Raw genomic sequence first — 14,819 nt, 5'->3', positions numbered from 1 at the left:
GCAGTGATCGCCGCGTCCGTCATCGCGCCGCGCGACATGCGTGCGGGCGGATTCCACGGCGGCGGGACAGGGAAACATGGGGCAGGCAATCCGGTCGACGAGCGGCGACCGCGTCAGGAGGAACGACATGGGCGTGGGCATGCAGATCGTCTGCGTCGGATTCGCGGGTTCCGCCGCGCTCGAAGGCGAAGCGGGGGCGCAGCTGGTGCGGCTCGAACGATTCCGCGCGCGGTTCGACGAATGCCTGCTGGCGATCGAGTCGCGCACGACCGGCGACGGCGGCCGGACCTACGACGTACGCCTCGAACTGCTCATGCATGATCGCGCGCCGACGGTGCTGCCGGGCAGCAGCGGCGACGACGTGAACGAGACGATACAGCGCGTGTTCGCGCAAGCCGAACAGGCGCTGTCCGCCTGGCAGGCCGGCGAACCCGAGGCGGTCGCGCTGCATGCGGCCACGACGGGCGCGGCCGCGCAATGACGCCGGCCGCGCGTCGGGCGTCAGACCTGCGCGAGCGCCTGCGCGTCGAGGATCCGCACGCGCTTGCCGCGCGTTTCGACGAGCGAATCCCGATGGAACCGCGAGAACATCCGGCTGACGGTCTCGAGCTTCATGCCGAGATAGCAGCCGATTTCCTCGCGCGTCATCCGCAGGTTGAACTCCGATGCCGAATAGCCGCGCGCCTCGAATCGCGCCGACAGGTTCAGCAGGAACTGCGCGACGCGCTGCTCGGCCGACATCGTGCCGAGCAGCAGCATCTGGCTCGATTCACGGACGATCTCGCTGCTCAGCATCTGGTAGAGGAAATGCTGCATCGGCTTCATCTCGCGGCACGCCGCCTCGAGCGCGCCGAACGGGATGATGCACACGACGCTGTCCTCGAGCGCGATCGCGTCGCAGCAGTGCTGGCCGCTGCCGATGCCGTCCATGCCGAGCGTTTCACCGGCGATCTGGAAGCCGGTCACGTGCTCGCGGCCGTCGCGATGCATCATCACCGTCTTGAACGAGCCCGCACGGACTGCATAGATGCTGTGGAACGGGTCGTCGATGCGGAACAGCGCGTCGCCCTGGCGAACCTGCCGGGTCGAGCAGATGATCGCGTCGAGGCGGCCGTACTCGTCCGCAGTCAGGTCGGGCGGCAGGCACATCGAGCGCATCGCGCAGCCCGAGCAGCGCGCGGCCGGGGTTTTGACGGCGTCGGTGCGCGCGACCGCACGAAGCGGAGTCGTTGGACGAGGCGCGACGGGCGGGGCGGTGGCGCAGGCAGTGGCGGTAGACATGAGTCACTCCGGCTCGATCAGGGGTGGTGCGCGCGAGCGTGCACCAGGGATTCGATGACGCGGCATGCGGCGTCGAATTCGGCGGTCTTGTCGAAGAAATAATCGGCGCCGGCCGCCGCGCATGCCTCTCTGAATGCCGCCGCCGAGTGGTTCGTCAGCACGATCGTGACGACGCGCGGCGTGGCCTTCGACAGCATCCCGATCAGATCGAGACCGCTGCCGTCCGCGAGCCGCAGGTCGACGATCACGACGTCCGCGTGGCTGCTGCGGATGTGCATCCACGCGTCCTGGCCGTCTTCCGCTTCGCCGACGACCGCGACGCCGCGGATCGCGCCGACGAGCAGCGCGATCCGTTGCCGGACGGCGATGGCGTGATCGACGAGAAACACCCTGAGCGCGACGGCGGGTGACAGGCTGGCATTCATGCCGGCAGTATCGTGTTGCGCCGCCAAAAATGAAATCGGCTGAACTGGAAGTTTGTGTAGGCCGCTTCGACGTGTTGTAGGGCAATTCCTACAACGCGTACGGGAAGGCGGCGGCGACGCCCGAGCCGCGCTGGCTGGCGTGCGTGGTGCGGTCGGCGGGTTGCCGGTCGCCGCCGCCGTCGAGTCAGCCGTGCCGGCGCGCGGCCAGCGCGTCGCGTGCCGTGCGGCACGCGGCCAGATCCCATGCGGCGCAGCCGACGGTCTTGAACAGCAGCGGGCCGCCGCGCGCGAAGGCGCCGCGCAGCACGTCGGCGAGCGACGCGACCTGCTGCCAGTCGACCTGCGCGACGATCAGGTCGCCGGCCTCGTGGCGCGCGCCGGCCGGATCGTCGACGACGAGCCGGCTGTGGCGCACGGTATCGGCGTCGATCTCGGCGGCATCCGCGGTGAACGCGCCGACCCCGACCACGAGGCGGCCTTCGCGTGCTGCTTCGCGATAGACGGGGGTGCGGCTCGTCGTCAGCGTGACGACGACATCGATCGCATCGGGAATCGCGTCGCCGTCGAGCGGCGCGAGCTGCGGCACCTGCGCGCGGTGCGCGGCGCAGAACGCGGCCGCGCTGTCGGCGCGCGAGCCGCGCACGTGCAGGCGCGCGTCCGGAAAGATCGCCGCGAGCGCTTCCGCGTGATTGGCCGCCTGCTTGCCGGTGCCGATCAGCAGGATGTCACGCGGCGCGGCGCCGTGCAGCGCCTGGATGCCCAGCGCGGTAACGGCCGCCGTGCGGCGCCCGGTGACCGTCGGGCCGTCGAGCACGAAGCGCAGCTCGCCGGTCGTCGCATCGTATGCGCTCACCTGCCCGAGGATCGTCGGCAGCCCGCGCGCGCCGTTGCCGGGGCACACGTTCACGAGCTTGTGGCTCGCGAGGTCGCGCGCGCTCGACGGCATCGACAGCATCACGCCGCCGGCCTGCAGCGGCACGACCAGGCGTTCGGGACTGACGATCTCGCCCGCCGCGTATTCGGCGACGGTGTGCCTGAGCGTCGCGAGCAGCGCGGGGTAGTCGAGCAGCGCGGCCGTTTCGGCGGCGTCGAAAGAGGGAATCCGGGAGAGGGCGGTCATCGTGTCGGTCGGTTGGGGCGGTGGGCGTGGGAGACGGGCGCATCGCGCGCTCGCCACGGAGGCGGCCGGCTGTCGCGGTGGCAGGCGGTCTGGATCAAATCTATACCAGTTTCCGGCCACCCGGCAAGCCGGAAAAGCCAGCGGACGACCGATTTTGGTTCTAATATCCGTCCAGATGGGCGTCGCGCGCACCGGCGCCGGTACCGCTCCGGTATAGTGCGACGCATTCCCGATCCCCCACCCGACCGGGCAGGAGCCCCAGATGATGTCCGCACGTCCCGAATCGCTCGAAGCCGGTTTCCGGCCGCTGCAGATCTACGAACAGGTCGCCGAAAGGATTCGCGACGAGATTCGCGCGGGGCGCTACGCGGCCGATTCCAGGCTGCCGTCGGAGCGCGAGCTCGCGGCGCTGTTCCAGGTTGGCCGGCCGGCCGTGCGCGAGGCGCTGGGCGCGTTGCAGAACGAAGGGCTCGTGTTCACGAAGCGCAATTCGGGCACCTACGTCGTGCCGGCGCCGCTCGACGTACTCGCGCAGCGCGGCGACCCGGAAGGCGCGCCCGATGCCGACTTCAGCCCGACGTCGACGCTCGACGTGCGGCTCATCCTCGAGCCCGCGATCGCGCGCCTCGCGGCCGCGCACGGTCGCGCCGATCCCGTCGCCGAAGGCTATCTCGCACAGATGGAAACCGTCTCCGACATCGACGATCCGCAGCAGCGCGCGCTGTGGAACGAGAGCGACCGGCTGTTCCACCGGCAGCTCGCGCTGATGACCGGCGACGCGCTGATCGTGAAGATCGCGGACGAAGTCGCGAAGACGATGGACCAGCCGCTGTGGAAGCGGCTGAAGGACGACGGCATCTACGACGCGGGCCGCATCCGGCTCTACGTGTCCGAGCACCGGCTGATCTACGAGGCGATCGTGTCCGGCGACGCCGATGCGGCCGCGTTCTATGTCGAGCAGCACATTCTTCGCGTGCGTCGCGACATCACGCCGAAGTAATGCGCGCCACCTCGCTCTGGTCTAAAAAATGACCAGAATCGCAAAAAACTTTTTGAAATTGCTTGCATGGTGACCACATGTGTCCTACATTGGTTTCACACAAAACCAATCAGGAGACACCATGCGACACTTCGTTACCGCGCTCTCGGTGGCCGTTGCCGCCGGCGCGCTGAGCGCCGCGCACGCGCAGGAAGTCGTGATGATCGGCCATTCCGCGCCGCTCACCGGCCCGCAGGCCGCGAACGGCAAGGATAATGAAAACGGCGCGCGCCTCGCCGTCGACGAGCTCAACAAGGCGGGCGTGAAGGTGGCCGGCAAGACGGTCACGTTCAAGCTGGTGTCGGACGACGACCAGGCCGACCCGAAAGCGGGCGTGCAGGTCGCGCAGAACCTGGTCGACAAGGGCGTGGTCGCGGTGCTCGGGCCATACAACTCGGGCGTCGCCATCCCGGCATCGCGTGTGTACAGCAACGCAGGCGTCCCGATGCTGCCGGTCGCATCGAACCCGGCACTCACGCGGCAGGGCTTCAAGAACATCTTCCGCATCGGCGCGAGCGACGAACAGCTCGGCGGCACGATGGCGACCTTCGCCGCGAAGACGCTGAACGCGAAAACCGCCGCGGTCATCGACGATCGCACCGCGTACGGGCAGGGCGTCGCCGAGCAGTTCATGAACGTCGCGAAGGCGAACGGGATCAGGATCGTCGACCAGGAGTACACGAACTCGTCGGCCACCGATTTCCTCGGCATTCTCACCAAGATCAAGGCCAGCAATCCCGACGTGATCTTCCTCGGCGGCTATGCGGCGCAGGGCGCGCCGATGGCGAAGCAGATGAAGCAGCGCGGCTTGCGCGCGAAGCTGCTCGGCGGCGACGGCATCTGCTCGGCCGACATGGGCAAGGTCGCGGGCGAGGCCGCGTCGATCGTCTATTGCGCGCAGGGCGGCGTCGCGCTCGAGAAGACGCCGGCCGGCCGCGAATTCCTGAAGAAGTACCACGACACCTATCACACGGATACGCAGGTCTACGGCGTCAACTACTACGACGGCATGAAGCTGCTCGCCGACGCGATGGTCAAGGCCGGCACGACCACCGACAAGGCGAAGCTGATCGCGCAGCTGGCGAAGTCGAACTATGCGGGCGTCGCGGGCACCTATTCGTTCGACGAACACGGCGACCTGAAGGGCGCGCCGACCAGCGTCTACGTGATCCGCAACGGGCTGCCCGAACCGTACGCGAAGTAAAACCGTTACCGGAACGACGGCGCCGGTGCGCCGTCGTTCGTCTTCACGCATTCGATCTTCATGAAAATTTCCCGATCCCTTTCCACCGTCGAAGTTCATACCGGCGGCGAAGCGTTCCGCATCGTCACGAGCGGGTTGCCGCGCCTGCCCGGCGACACGATCGTCCAGCGCCGCGCATGGCTCAAGGAGAACGCGGACGAGATCCGCCGCGCGCTCATGTTCGAGCCGCGCGGCCACGCCGACATGTACGGCGGCTACCTGACCGAGCCGGTGTCGCCGAACGCGGATTTCGGCGTGATCTTCGTGCACAACGAAGGCTACAGCGACCATTGCGGGCACGGCGTGATCGCGCTGTCGACCGCCGCAGTCGAGCTCGGCTGGGTGCAGCGCACGGTACCGGAGACGCGCGTCGGCATCGACGCGCCATGCGGCTTCATCGAGGCGTTCGTGAAATGGGACGGCGAGCACGCGGGGCCGGTGCGCTTCGTCAACGTGCCGTCGTTCATCTGGCAGCGCGACGTGTCGGTCGACACGCCGTCGTTCGGCACCGTGACCGGCGACATCGCGTATGGCGGCGCGTTCTATTTCTACGTCGACGGCGCGCCGTTCGACCTGCCGGTGCGCGAGGCGGCCGTGGAGAAGCTGATCCGCTTCGGCGCCGAAGTGAAAGCCGCCGCGAACGCGAAATATCCGGTCGTGCATCCGGAGATTCCGGAGATCAACCATATCTACGGCACGATCATCGCGAACGCGCCGCGCCATCCGGGCTCGACGCAGGCAAATTGCTGCGTGTTCGCGGATCGCGAGGTCGACCGCTCGCCGACCGGCTCCGGCACCGGCGGCCGCGTCGCGCAGTTGTACCTGCGCGGCCGGCTCGCGGCCGGCGACACGCTCGTCAACGAGTCGATCGTCGGCACCGTGTTCAAGGGGCGCGTGCTGCGCGAGACGACGGTCGGCGACATCCCGGCCGTGATCCCGGAAGTGGAGGGCAGCGCGCACATCTGCGGATTCGCGAACTGGATCGTCGACGAGCGCGATCCGCTGACCTACGGTTTTCTCGTGCGCTGAGCAGCGGCGCACGGCACCGTTGTACCAGGCTTGGCGCGCGGCCCCGTTGCGGGGCGCGCGCCTTTTTTTGTTGTAAAAACGCACGCCCGGACGCCGTTCGCGCAGGCCCGGGACGGCCGCCGGCCGGTGGGCCGCGCGAGTTTTGGTACGATGCAGCCTTTCCAGCAGATCCCCCACCCGCGTGAATCGCCGAAACGTGTCGTCAGTGCGTGACCTCAGTGCCAAATGGGTCGCGCGCGCCCAACCCGTCGCGGCCGCTGCCGCCGTGCTCGTCAAGCGTGTCCTGGCCAGCGCCTGGCACCATCTCCGTCATCCGACGCGCCGCGGCGTGCTGCGCGCGGCCGCCGCCGTGCCCGCGCTGTTCCTGCTGTACGTGCTGGTGCTGATTCCGTTCACGCCGGGCATCGGCGACATCCGCAAGGCGCGCGTCGACCAGCCGGCGCAGGTGCTGTCCGCCGACGGCAAGGTGCTGGCGGAATTCAAGCCGTCGAACCGCGAATGGGTGTCGCTCAAGCAGATCTCGCCGCACATGGTCGATGCGCTGATCGCCACCGAGGACCATCGTTTCTACGAGCATCACGGTCTCGATTGGAAGCGCACGGCGTCGGCCGCGCTCCATACGTTCTCGGGCAGCCGCCAGGGCGGCTCGACGATCACGCAACAGCTCGCGCGCAACCTGTATCCGGACGAGATCGGCCGCGCGCCGACGCTCACGCGCAAGGTGAAGGAGGCGATCACCGCGCTGAAGATCGAGGCCGTCTACAGCAAGGACCAGATCCTCGAGACCTACCTGAACACGGTGCCGTTCCTGTACAACGCGTACGGCGTCGAGATGGCCGCGCGCACCTATTTCGACAAGTCGGCCGACGAGCTCGACGTGCTCGACAGCGCGACGCTCGTCGGGATGCTGAAGGGCAACAGCTACTACAACCCGGTGCTGAATCCCGAGCGCGCGCTGCAGCGGCGCAACACGGTGCTCGGCCAGATGGTGAAGTACGGCAAGCTGTCGCCGGCGCAGTTCGCGCAGTTGCAGCGCCGGCCGCTGCGCATCGACTTCGAGCGCCAGAAGGAGCCGCCGGGGCCCGCGCCGCACTTCGCGCAGCAACTGCGCAAATGGCTGATCGGCTGGGCCGACCGCAACGACTACAACATCTATTCGGACGGGCTGATCGTGCGTACCACGATCGATTCGCGTCTGCAGCAGATGGCGACCCAGGCGCTGACGCTACAGGCGAACCAGCTGCAGGGCATCGCGAACAATGCGTGGAGCGGCCGCGACGGCTGCGGCACCGACAACGAGGTGTTCCGCACCTTCATGCGCGAGTCGCCCGAATACAAGGCCGCGCAGGACGCCGGCAAGAACGATGCGGCCGCGATGAAGCAGCTCGCCGCCGACCGCGGCTTCATGCGCGCGCTGTGCAAGGCGAAGACCGACGTGCAGGCCGGCTTCGTCGCGATCGATCCGCGCGACGGGCAGATTCGCGCGTGGGTCGGCAGCCGCGACTTCACGAACGAGCCGTTCGATCACGTCGCGCAGGCGCGGCGTCAGCCGGGCTCGACCTTCAAGCCGTTCGTCTATGGCGTCGCGTTCGCGAACGGGATGAAGCCGGACGACACCTTCATCGACCAGGCGGTCGAGATTCCGCTGAAGGGCGGCGAGATCTGGCGGCCGAGCGACGACGCGCCGCCGACGGGCAAGCCGATGACGCTGCGCGACGCGGTCGCGCTGTCGCGCAACCGGATCACCGCGCAGGTGATGGAGAAGGTCGGTCCGGCGGCCGTGGCGCGGTTCGCGCGCGACATGGGCGTGCGCGAAAGCCCGCTCGAGCGCGTGCCGTCGCTTGCGCTCGGCACGAGCCCCGTGACGCTGAAGGAGATGGTCGCGTCGTACGCGACAATCGCGAACGGTGGGCTGTACGTCGAGCCGCAAATGGTGACGCGCATCGAGAACCGCCGGGGCGAGGTGCTCGCCGAATACGCGCCGGCGCCGCCCGAGCGCGCGCTCGACGCCGAAACCGACAAGACGCTGCTCGACGTGATGCGCGGCGTCGTGACGCGCGGCACCGGCAGCAGCATCCGTACGCGCTTCGGCATTCGCGGCGACGTGGCCGGCAAGACCGGCACCACGCAGGACAACGCGGACGGCTGGTTCATCCTGATGCAGCCCGGGCTGGTGGCCGGCGCGTGGGTCGGTTTCGACGACGGCCGCGTGACGCTGCGCAGCGACTACTGGGGGCAAGGCGCGCACAGCGCGCTGCCGATCGTCGGCGACTTCTTCCAGCGCGCGCAGCGCGCCCGGATCGTCGACACGAAGCTGAAATTCGACACCGAACCGTCGCCCGGCTGGTTCGCTTCGGTGCGTGAACGGGTGACGGACCTGGTCGACGGCTGGTTCGGGCCCGAGCCGAAGCAGGCGGCGGCGCCCGTCAGGACGCAGCGTATCGAGCGCGAGCCGGAGGCGGATGCAGCCGCGGCGTCGGCCGCATCCGGCGCGTCGGCGCCCGAGGCGGCATCCGGCGGCATCGTCGAGGAATGGGTGCCCGCGTCCGAGGTGGCGGCGTCGGCCGCTGCGTTGTCGGCGTCGCAACCGCCGGTCGCGCAGCCGCCGGCGGCGGGCGGCAACGCGACGAGCCCGGGTAACATCGGTGGCGGCCTCGGCTCCGCCCCGGCCGTCGCGCCTTCCGCTACGCCGGCGCCGACACCGGCTTCACCCGACGCGACCAGCGGTTCGGAGTAACGAGCCGTTCAGATTCCGCGCGAGGCTGCCGTAATAGCGTTGTCACGACAGCTCGCGCGGTCGCTCCGCGCCTTTCCGATGCGGCTCATCACCGATCACGTCGCGCTCGCGCGCGATGACATCTCCGCCGGCGTCCCGCTCGGCTTCGATCTCTACGATGCCGGCGGCGCCGCGCTGCTGCCCGCCGGCACGACGCTGCACGATCCCGCGCAGCATGACTTCCTGTTCGATCACTTCCGGCCCGTGCGCCGGCGCGATGACGCCGAGCCTGCCGCGCCGGCGCACGACACCGTGCCGGCGGCCACGCGCATGGGGCTGTCGGCCGGCGCCGCGATCGGCATCCGGCGGCGGGTCGGCGCGACCCGCGTGCTGCAGCGCTGCCGGTTGATCGGGGTCGGCGCATCGGGCGCGCTGTTCGTCGAGCCGCAGCCGGCGGTCGTGCTCGAGTTTGCCCGCGGCGACGACGTCGAGGCGGTCGCGATCGGCCGGTCGGCCGTGTCGCGCTTCGGTGCGACGGTCGAAGCGGTGCAGGCGACGGGCGCCGCGCCGTTCATGGTGCTGTCGCCGCCGGGCTTCGTCGACCGGTTGCGCACGCGCGCGGAGCCGCGCGTGCCGGTACGGATCGCGGCCCGCTGCACCGGCGGGCCGGCGCAGGCCGACGGCATCGGGATCGTGCGCGATCTCAGCCTGAACGGACTGTCGATCGCGCTCGACCGGCCGCTCGCGGCGGCCGGCGAGCCGTTGCGCGTGCAGTTGCCGTATGCGGACGAGGACCGTGTCGCGCTGCTGACGCTCGACGGGACGGTGCGTGCGGTGCATGCCGATCCGGCCGGGTCGGGCTGGACGCTTCACCACGCGGCGTTCGACGAAGTCGCTGCCGCCGACCGGATGCGCCTCAAGGCGCTGCTGTTCGACCTGTCGTCGGGGGCGGTGGAGGCGGAGCAGGTCCGCTGATGTGTCGAACGGAGAAGCGGGGCAAACGTGGCAACCGCTGGGCGGTCGTCCACGGCCCGGTGAATCGATCCGCACCGCGCGAGCCGGGCGAGAGCGCGCAGAGCCTATTGGCTGCGGCTGCGGCCATAATCATCTGATGATTCGATCGAATGCGCGGCAATTGTACGGTTTCGGTCAACAGTGAATTTGCGATTTAAGTATTTACCCTGATAGCCGTGCCGCCTAGACTTTCACTCATGCGCAACGACTACCCAGTCCGAAGCGCCTGACAAGACAAATCTGGAGGTAACGCATCATGAAATCGCTGATCAAGGCAGTTGCACTGGCCGCTCTGGTGGCCGCACCGGTCGTCTCGTTCGCTCAATCGAACCAGCAGCCGCTGACGCGCGCGCAAGTGCGTGCCGAACTGGCCCAGCTGGAAAAGGCCGGCTACAACCCGAACGACTGGATCAACTATCCGGAAAACATCCAGGCCGCACAGGCGAAGATCGCGGCAGCCCAGAACACCGGTGCGCAGGCTGATGCAACGGGCTACGGCGCGAACCCGGCGGCGACGTCGCAGTCGGGCCAGCGCGTGACCGTGCCGGCCGCAGCTGATCGTTCGTCGGTGTACTTCGGTCACTGAGCAAGCCGTTCACCGCGCGGCCTCCGGGCCGCCGGCAAAGCCGTATCGAAAAGCCCGCACTCATGTCGAGCGCGGGCTTTTTTGCGTGCGCGGCCAAGCGTGGCGCCGGCTGACAATCCGCCGCGCGTGCGCTAGCATCCCGGTCGGCATCGCCACGCTACCGTAGCCGCAGCCGCGGCGAATGGGGTAGCGCCGGCCGGCCTGCGACGCCGCGCGCCGAGGCGCGGCGGCAAGCCCTGCATCACGTTCCACGACTTCAACGAAAACAAACAGGAGCATCCATGCGTGTCTTGACCGGTCTGCTGTGCGCGCTGGCGCTGACGGCGAACCTTGCCCACGCACAGGCGAATTGTGCGGACGCGACGGATCAGGCGGCGATGACGGCATGTGCCGATCGCGCGTACAAGAAATCCGACGCGGAGCTGAACCGCACCTACCAGGCTGTCACCGCGCGCCTGCGCGATGCGAAGCCGCTCGCAGAGAAACTCGTGAACGCGCAGCGCGCGTGGATCGCCTACCGCGATGCCGAATGCAACTTCTCCAGCGCGAATGCCGAAGGCGGCAGCGCCTATCCGATGGTCGTGTCGACGTGCCTCGACGATCTGACCAAGACCCGCACCGAGACGCTGAAGGGCTATCTGTCCTGCGAGGAAGGCGATCTCGCGTGCCCGGTGCCGGCGAAGTAACGGCTGCGCGACGTCCGGCCAGCTTCTAGCGCACATCACTCGGCCGGCATGGTTCGCCGGCCCGTTCGCCTAGACGTCGTCCGTTTCGTCGAGCAGCTTGTGCCGCAGCGCGTAGCGGACCAGCGCCGCTTCGTGCGGCATCTGCATCTTTTCCAGGATCCGGGTCTTGTAGGTGCTGACCGTCTTTGCGCTGACGCACAGCGCCTGTGCGATCTCGGTCAGCGTCTGCCCGGCGGCGATGCGGCGGAACACGTCGAACTCGCGATCGGACAGCCGCTGGTGCGGCAGCGTCTCGGCCGGCTCGTTCAGGCTCTGCGCGAACTGTTCGGCCATCGCGAGGCTCACGTAGACGCCGCCCGACGCCACCTTGGTCACCGCGCCGACCAGTTCGGCGCTCGCGCTTTCCTTGGTCAGATAGCCCGACGCACCGGCGCGGAACGCACGCACCGCGTATTGCTGTTCCGCGTGCATGGTCAGCACGAGCACGCGCAGCGCGGGCTTCTCGTCCTTGATCTGCTTGATCAGTTCGACGCCGTTGCGGCCCGGCATCGACAGGTCGAGCACCAGCACCTGCGCAGGCGTCGACCGAATGAGCGCGATCGTCGACGCTCCGTCGCATGCTTCGCCGGCCACTTCGAATCCGGTGGCGTTCTGGAGGATGTGCCGCAGACCGTCGCGCACGAGCGTATGGTCGTCGGCGATGAGCACCTTGATCATGTGAGGGTGGTTTCCTGTTGAACGGAACCGAGCGGGAATGCGACGGTGATCGAGAAGCCGCGCGCGAGCGCGGTGTCGATCGTCACGCTGCCGCCCAGCATGTGTGCGCGTTCGCGAATGCCGATCAGGCCGAACGATTTGTCCTCGTGGGCGGTGCCGACCGGTGCCGCGCCGCGGCCGTTGTCCGCGACGCGCAGCACGCAGAAGCCTTCCTCGATGTCGAGGCGCAGCGCGACGCGCGTCGCGTCCGCATGGCGCGCGACGTTCGTCAGCGCTTCCTGGACGATCCGGAACAGCGTGGTCGCCCCCGCGCTGGTGAACGTGAGGCCGCCCGTTTCGATGTGGCGCTCGACGTCGATGCCGTAGCGGTTCGTGAAGTCGTTCGCGAGCCACTCGATCGCCGGCACGAGGCCGAGATCGTCGAGCATCACGGGGCGCAGGTCGGCCGCGATGCGCCGCACCGACGCGACGGTCGCGTCGATCAGCCGGCGCATGCCCTGCAGGTGCGACAGCACGCCGACTTCGGGTTGCGCATGCTCTGGCGTGCGCAGTTGCTGCTCGATGACCGACAGGTCCATCTTCAGCGCGGTGAGTTGCTGGCCGAGGTCGTCGTGCAGTTCGCGCGCGATGCGGGTTTTTTCCTCCTCGCGCACGTTCTGCAGGTTCGCCGAGAGTTCGCGCAGCTCCTGGCGCGACTGCTTCAGCGCATTCTCGGCGCGCTGCCGCTCGGTGATGTCGCGCAGCATCACCGTATAGAGCTTGCCCGACGCATCGCGGATCTGCGAGATCGACGCCTCGATCGGGAACTCCTCGCCGTTGCCGCGCAGCCCGAACAGCACGCGCTGGCGGCCCATCTGCCGCTCGGACACGCCCGTCACGCCGAACTGGTCGACGTGCTTCGCATGCGCGGCACGAAACCGCTCGGGGATGAAGCGCGACAGCGGCGCGCCGATCGCCTCCATCGCCGACACGCCGAAGACCTGTTCGGCCATCGGGTTGAAGATCACCACCGTCTGCTTCTCGTCGATCGTGATGATCGCTTCCATCGACGAACGGATGATGCCCATCATCCGCGCCTCGTTCAGGATGCCGCGGCTGCTGGCGCCCGTATCGGCGTGGCCGGCGCGGCCGCGCAGCAGCGCATGGACGAGCGCCGCGAACGCGAACGACGCAATCAGCCCCGCGGCGAGCACCGTGCCGGCCGCGCGCTGCGCGCCGGTCGCGCTCGGGCGGCCGTCCGCGGAATAGGCGAGCTTCAGCACGGTTCCGCCGAAATTCAGCTGGTCGGTGCGCCGCATCAGGTCGGGTGACGCGGAGGCTTCGTCGGTCGTGGTCTCGGCGCTCGCGATCGGGTGAGGATCGTCGCCCGCGCTCATCCGCAGGTCGAGCCCGCGTTCCGCGTCGAGCGCGCGCTCGACCAGGCGATTCGGGCTCACTTCCGCGAACAGCACGCCGTCGGCGCCGGCGTCATGGGCGACGGCCGTGCGCGACGAAGCCGTCGCGGGGACGAACAGCGTGAGGGTGCGCGCATCGCGGGACGTATCGTTGTCGGCCGGATGGATGCCGAGCGCGATATCGCCGGTCCGCAGCGCGTGCGCCAGCGGAGCCTGGTCCGGCGCGCCGAAGCGCACGCCGGCCGAGCTCGATGCCGGCGCAACGAGCGTGGCCACCGCGAGCGGGCCGGCTGGTATCGGCGCGTGGCCGGCGAGGGCGCTGCGCGCCGCGGTCGACAGCGGCGCATAGCCGAGCTGCCGGATCGGCGAACGCCCGCTGTCGAGATCGAGCGTGTCGGCATACCGGCGCCATTGCTCGGGGGTGATCTGCGGCGCAAGCGCGAATGCGCCGCGCGCGCTTTCGAGCACGGCGACGCTGCCTTGCAGCTCGTGGCGCAGCATCGCCGTCACGTGCGTCGTGCGGCGTTCGAAGCGCGTATGGACGGCGCCTTGCCACTGCTCGCGCACGAGCAGCGCGACGCCGAGCGACAGCGCCGCGCCGGCGAACAGCGTAACGACGCCAGCCGCGAGCGGCTGGCGTAACATGATCTGGAAACGCGCGGGCCCTCGGGCGTCACGCGACGGGGTTCCACTGGCGGTGGTCATTCGATGGCCATTCTGGTGTCGGGGCCGCCCGTGGCACGCGGGCAGCGCGGCAAAACCGGGAAAAACCGGGAAAAACTCGCACCGGCCGCGTGCGACGTCTATTTTCAAGATGAAATTGTGCGCGTTTTACGCGTTTTTTGTAATAGGGTCAGCTAAAAATGAGATAGCCGGGCGGTGTAGCGGGCGTCCCGGCCGCATTTGACGCGCGTCAACGGGCGCGTCGGCACGTGGGGCAGACTGTTCGGCAGGCGAGCCGGCATCGGGCCGGCTTGCGGTGACGGGGACGCCGTATGCGCGATGCGCGACGGGTGCCCGGTCGGAGGGTGGACCATGTACAAGCGGATTTTCGTCGGGCTCGATGGCAGCCCGAGTGCGCGTCTCGCGCTGAACGAGGCAATCCGGATCGCGGCGGCATCCGGCGGCGAGGTCACGTGCGCGTATGTCGTCGAGCACCGGCCGCAGCTTGTCGACGTCGATGCGGGATTTGCGGCCGAACGCGATGGCGACGCGGCGGCAACCGCTGCGGCGACGCCCGTGCTCGACGACGCGAAAGCGGCGCTCGCGCAGCGGCAAGTGGCGGGCACCGTACGCGCGATCGACGCGTACGGCGAGGATGTTGCCGCAGTGCTGATGCGCACGGCGGCCGAGGTCGGCGCGGATCTGATCGTGATGGGGACGAGCGGGCGCCACGGCCTGCGCCGACTGCTGCTCGGCAGTGTCGCGGAATCGCTGCTGCGCGCGGCCGACCGGCCCGTGCTGCTTGTGCGGCACGACGAGCCGGCCGCGGCGGCGACCGCGTGACGGGGCGGTACGGCACCGACGCGTGAGCGGCGGCGGGCAGGGGCTGCCGCGCGGGCGCCGGCG

14 protein-coding genes are annotated in these 14,819 nt (G+C 68.9%); 9 read left to right on the top strand and 5 right to left on the bottom strand.

Going from position 1 to position 14,819, the window contains the following annotated elements; translation table 11 throughout:
• Positions 1-127 precede the first annotated feature (127 nt).
• Positions 128-481: a metal ABC transporter ATPase gene (locus DIE02_RS04200; protein WP_124485073.1), complete on the top strand. Its 354-nt coding sequence runs from the start codon at positions 128-130 to the stop codon at positions 479-481.
• Positions 482-501: 20 nt separating this feature from the next.
• Here DIE02_RS04200 and DIE02_RS04195 read toward each other — a convergent pair whose 3' ends face one another.
• The 3 genes from DIE02_RS04195 to lhpI form a co-directional block, all read right to left on the bottom strand.
• Positions 502-1,281, bottom strand: coding sequence for a helix-turn-helix domain-containing protein (locus tag DIE02_RS04195; protein WP_044843072.1), 780 nt, complete (start codon positions 1,279-1,281; stop codon positions 502-504).
• Between the two features lie 17 nt (positions 1,282-1,298).
• Entirely contained in the window at positions 1,299-1,706 is a 408-nt protein-coding gene (locus DIE02_RS04190) for a response regulator transcription factor (protein WP_124484869.1), read from the bottom strand.
• Positions 1,707-1,890: 184 nt separating this feature from the next.
• Entirely contained in the window at positions 1,891-2,826 is a 936-nt protein-coding gene (gene lhpI, locus DIE02_RS04185; protein WP_124484868.1) for a bifunctional Delta(1)-pyrroline-2-carboxylate/Delta(1)-piperideine-2-carboxylate reductase, read from the bottom strand.
• A 262-nt stretch (positions 2,827-3,088) separates the two neighbouring features.
• Between lhpI and DIE02_RS04180 the strand changes: the two genes are divergently transcribed.
• The 7 genes from DIE02_RS04180 to DIE02_RS04150 all read left to right on the top strand — a co-directional run bounded on the left by DIE02_RS04180 (position 3,089) and on the right by DIE02_RS04150 (position 11,139).
• Complete coding sequence (locus tag DIE02_RS04180; protein ID WP_124484867.1) at positions 3,089-3,826, top strand: FadR/GntR family transcriptional regulator; 738 nt, start codon at positions 3,089-3,091, stop codon at positions 3,824-3,826.
• A gap of 121 nt (positions 3,827-3,947) precedes the next feature.
• The gene (locus DIE02_RS04175) at positions 3,948-5,069 is read left to right on the top strand and encodes a branched-chain amino acid ABC transporter substrate-binding protein (RefSeq protein ID WP_124484866.1); all 1,122 of its coding nucleotides are present in this window, start codon (positions 3,948-3,950) and stop codon (positions 5,067-5,069) included.
• A gap of 60 nt (positions 5,070-5,129) precedes the next feature.
• Positions 5,130-6,137 (top strand): trans-3-hydroxy-L-proline dehydratase, encoded by a 1,008-nt coding sequence (gene lhpH, locus DIE02_RS04170; protein ID WP_124484865.1) that lies wholly within the window; start codon positions 5,130-5,132, stop codon positions 6,135-6,137.
• Between the two features lie 196 nt (positions 6,138-6,333).
• Positions 6,334-8,874, top strand: coding sequence for a penicillin-binding protein 1A (locus DIE02_RS04165; RefSeq protein WP_185702573.1), 2,541 nt, complete (start codon positions 6,334-6,336; stop codon positions 8,872-8,874).
• Between the two features lie 78 nt (positions 8,875-8,952).
• Positions 8,953-9,828 carry a PilZ domain-containing protein gene (locus DIE02_RS04160; RefSeq protein WP_124484863.1) on the top strand — a complete coding sequence of 292 codons (876 nt, stop codon included), beginning with the start codon at positions 8,953-8,955 and terminating at the stop codon, positions 9,826-9,828.
• 295 nt (positions 9,829-10,123) lie between these two features.
• A complete protein-coding gene (locus tag DIE02_RS04155; protein WP_124484862.1) occupies positions 10,124-10,453 on the top strand; it encodes a DUF4148 domain-containing protein in 330 nt (109 codons plus the stop codon).
• Between the two features lie 281 nt (positions 10,454-10,734).
• A complete protein-coding gene (locus DIE02_RS04150; protein ID WP_124484861.1) occupies positions 10,735-11,139 on the top strand; it encodes a lysozyme inhibitor LprI family protein in 405 nt (134 codons plus the stop codon).
• 69 nt (positions 11,140-11,208) lie between these two features.
• Here DIE02_RS04150 and DIE02_RS04145 read toward each other — a convergent pair whose 3' ends face one another.
• Positions 11,209-11,856, bottom strand: coding sequence for a response regulator transcription factor (locus DIE02_RS04145; RefSeq protein ID WP_124484860.1), 648 nt, complete (start codon positions 11,854-11,856; stop codon positions 11,209-11,211).
• Positions 11,853-13,895, bottom strand: coding sequence for a PAS domain S-box protein (locus DIE02_RS04140; RefSeq protein ID WP_124484859.1), 2,043 nt, complete (start codon positions 13,893-13,895; stop codon positions 11,853-11,855). Before DIE02_RS04140 ends, DIE02_RS04145 begins: the two co-directional genes overlap by 4 nt.
• Positions 13,896-14,285: 390 nt before the next feature.
• On the opposite strand from DIE02_RS04140, the gene DIE02_RS04135 reads away from it, so the two are divergent.
• Positions 14,286-14,756: a universal stress protein gene (locus DIE02_RS04135; protein WP_124484858.1), complete on the top strand. Its 471-nt coding sequence runs from the start codon at positions 14,286-14,288 to the stop codon at positions 14,754-14,756.
• Positions 14,757-14,819: the final 63 nt, after the last annotated feature.

The sequence above is a fragment of the Burkholderia sp. Bp8991 genome (assembly GCF_003853795.1).
Lineage (GTDB): Bacteria > Pseudomonadota > Gammaproteobacteria > Burkholderiales > Burkholderiaceae > Burkholderia.
Note: the sequence above shows the minus strand (reverse complement) of the source record. Positions and strands in the feature narration are given on the sequence as shown.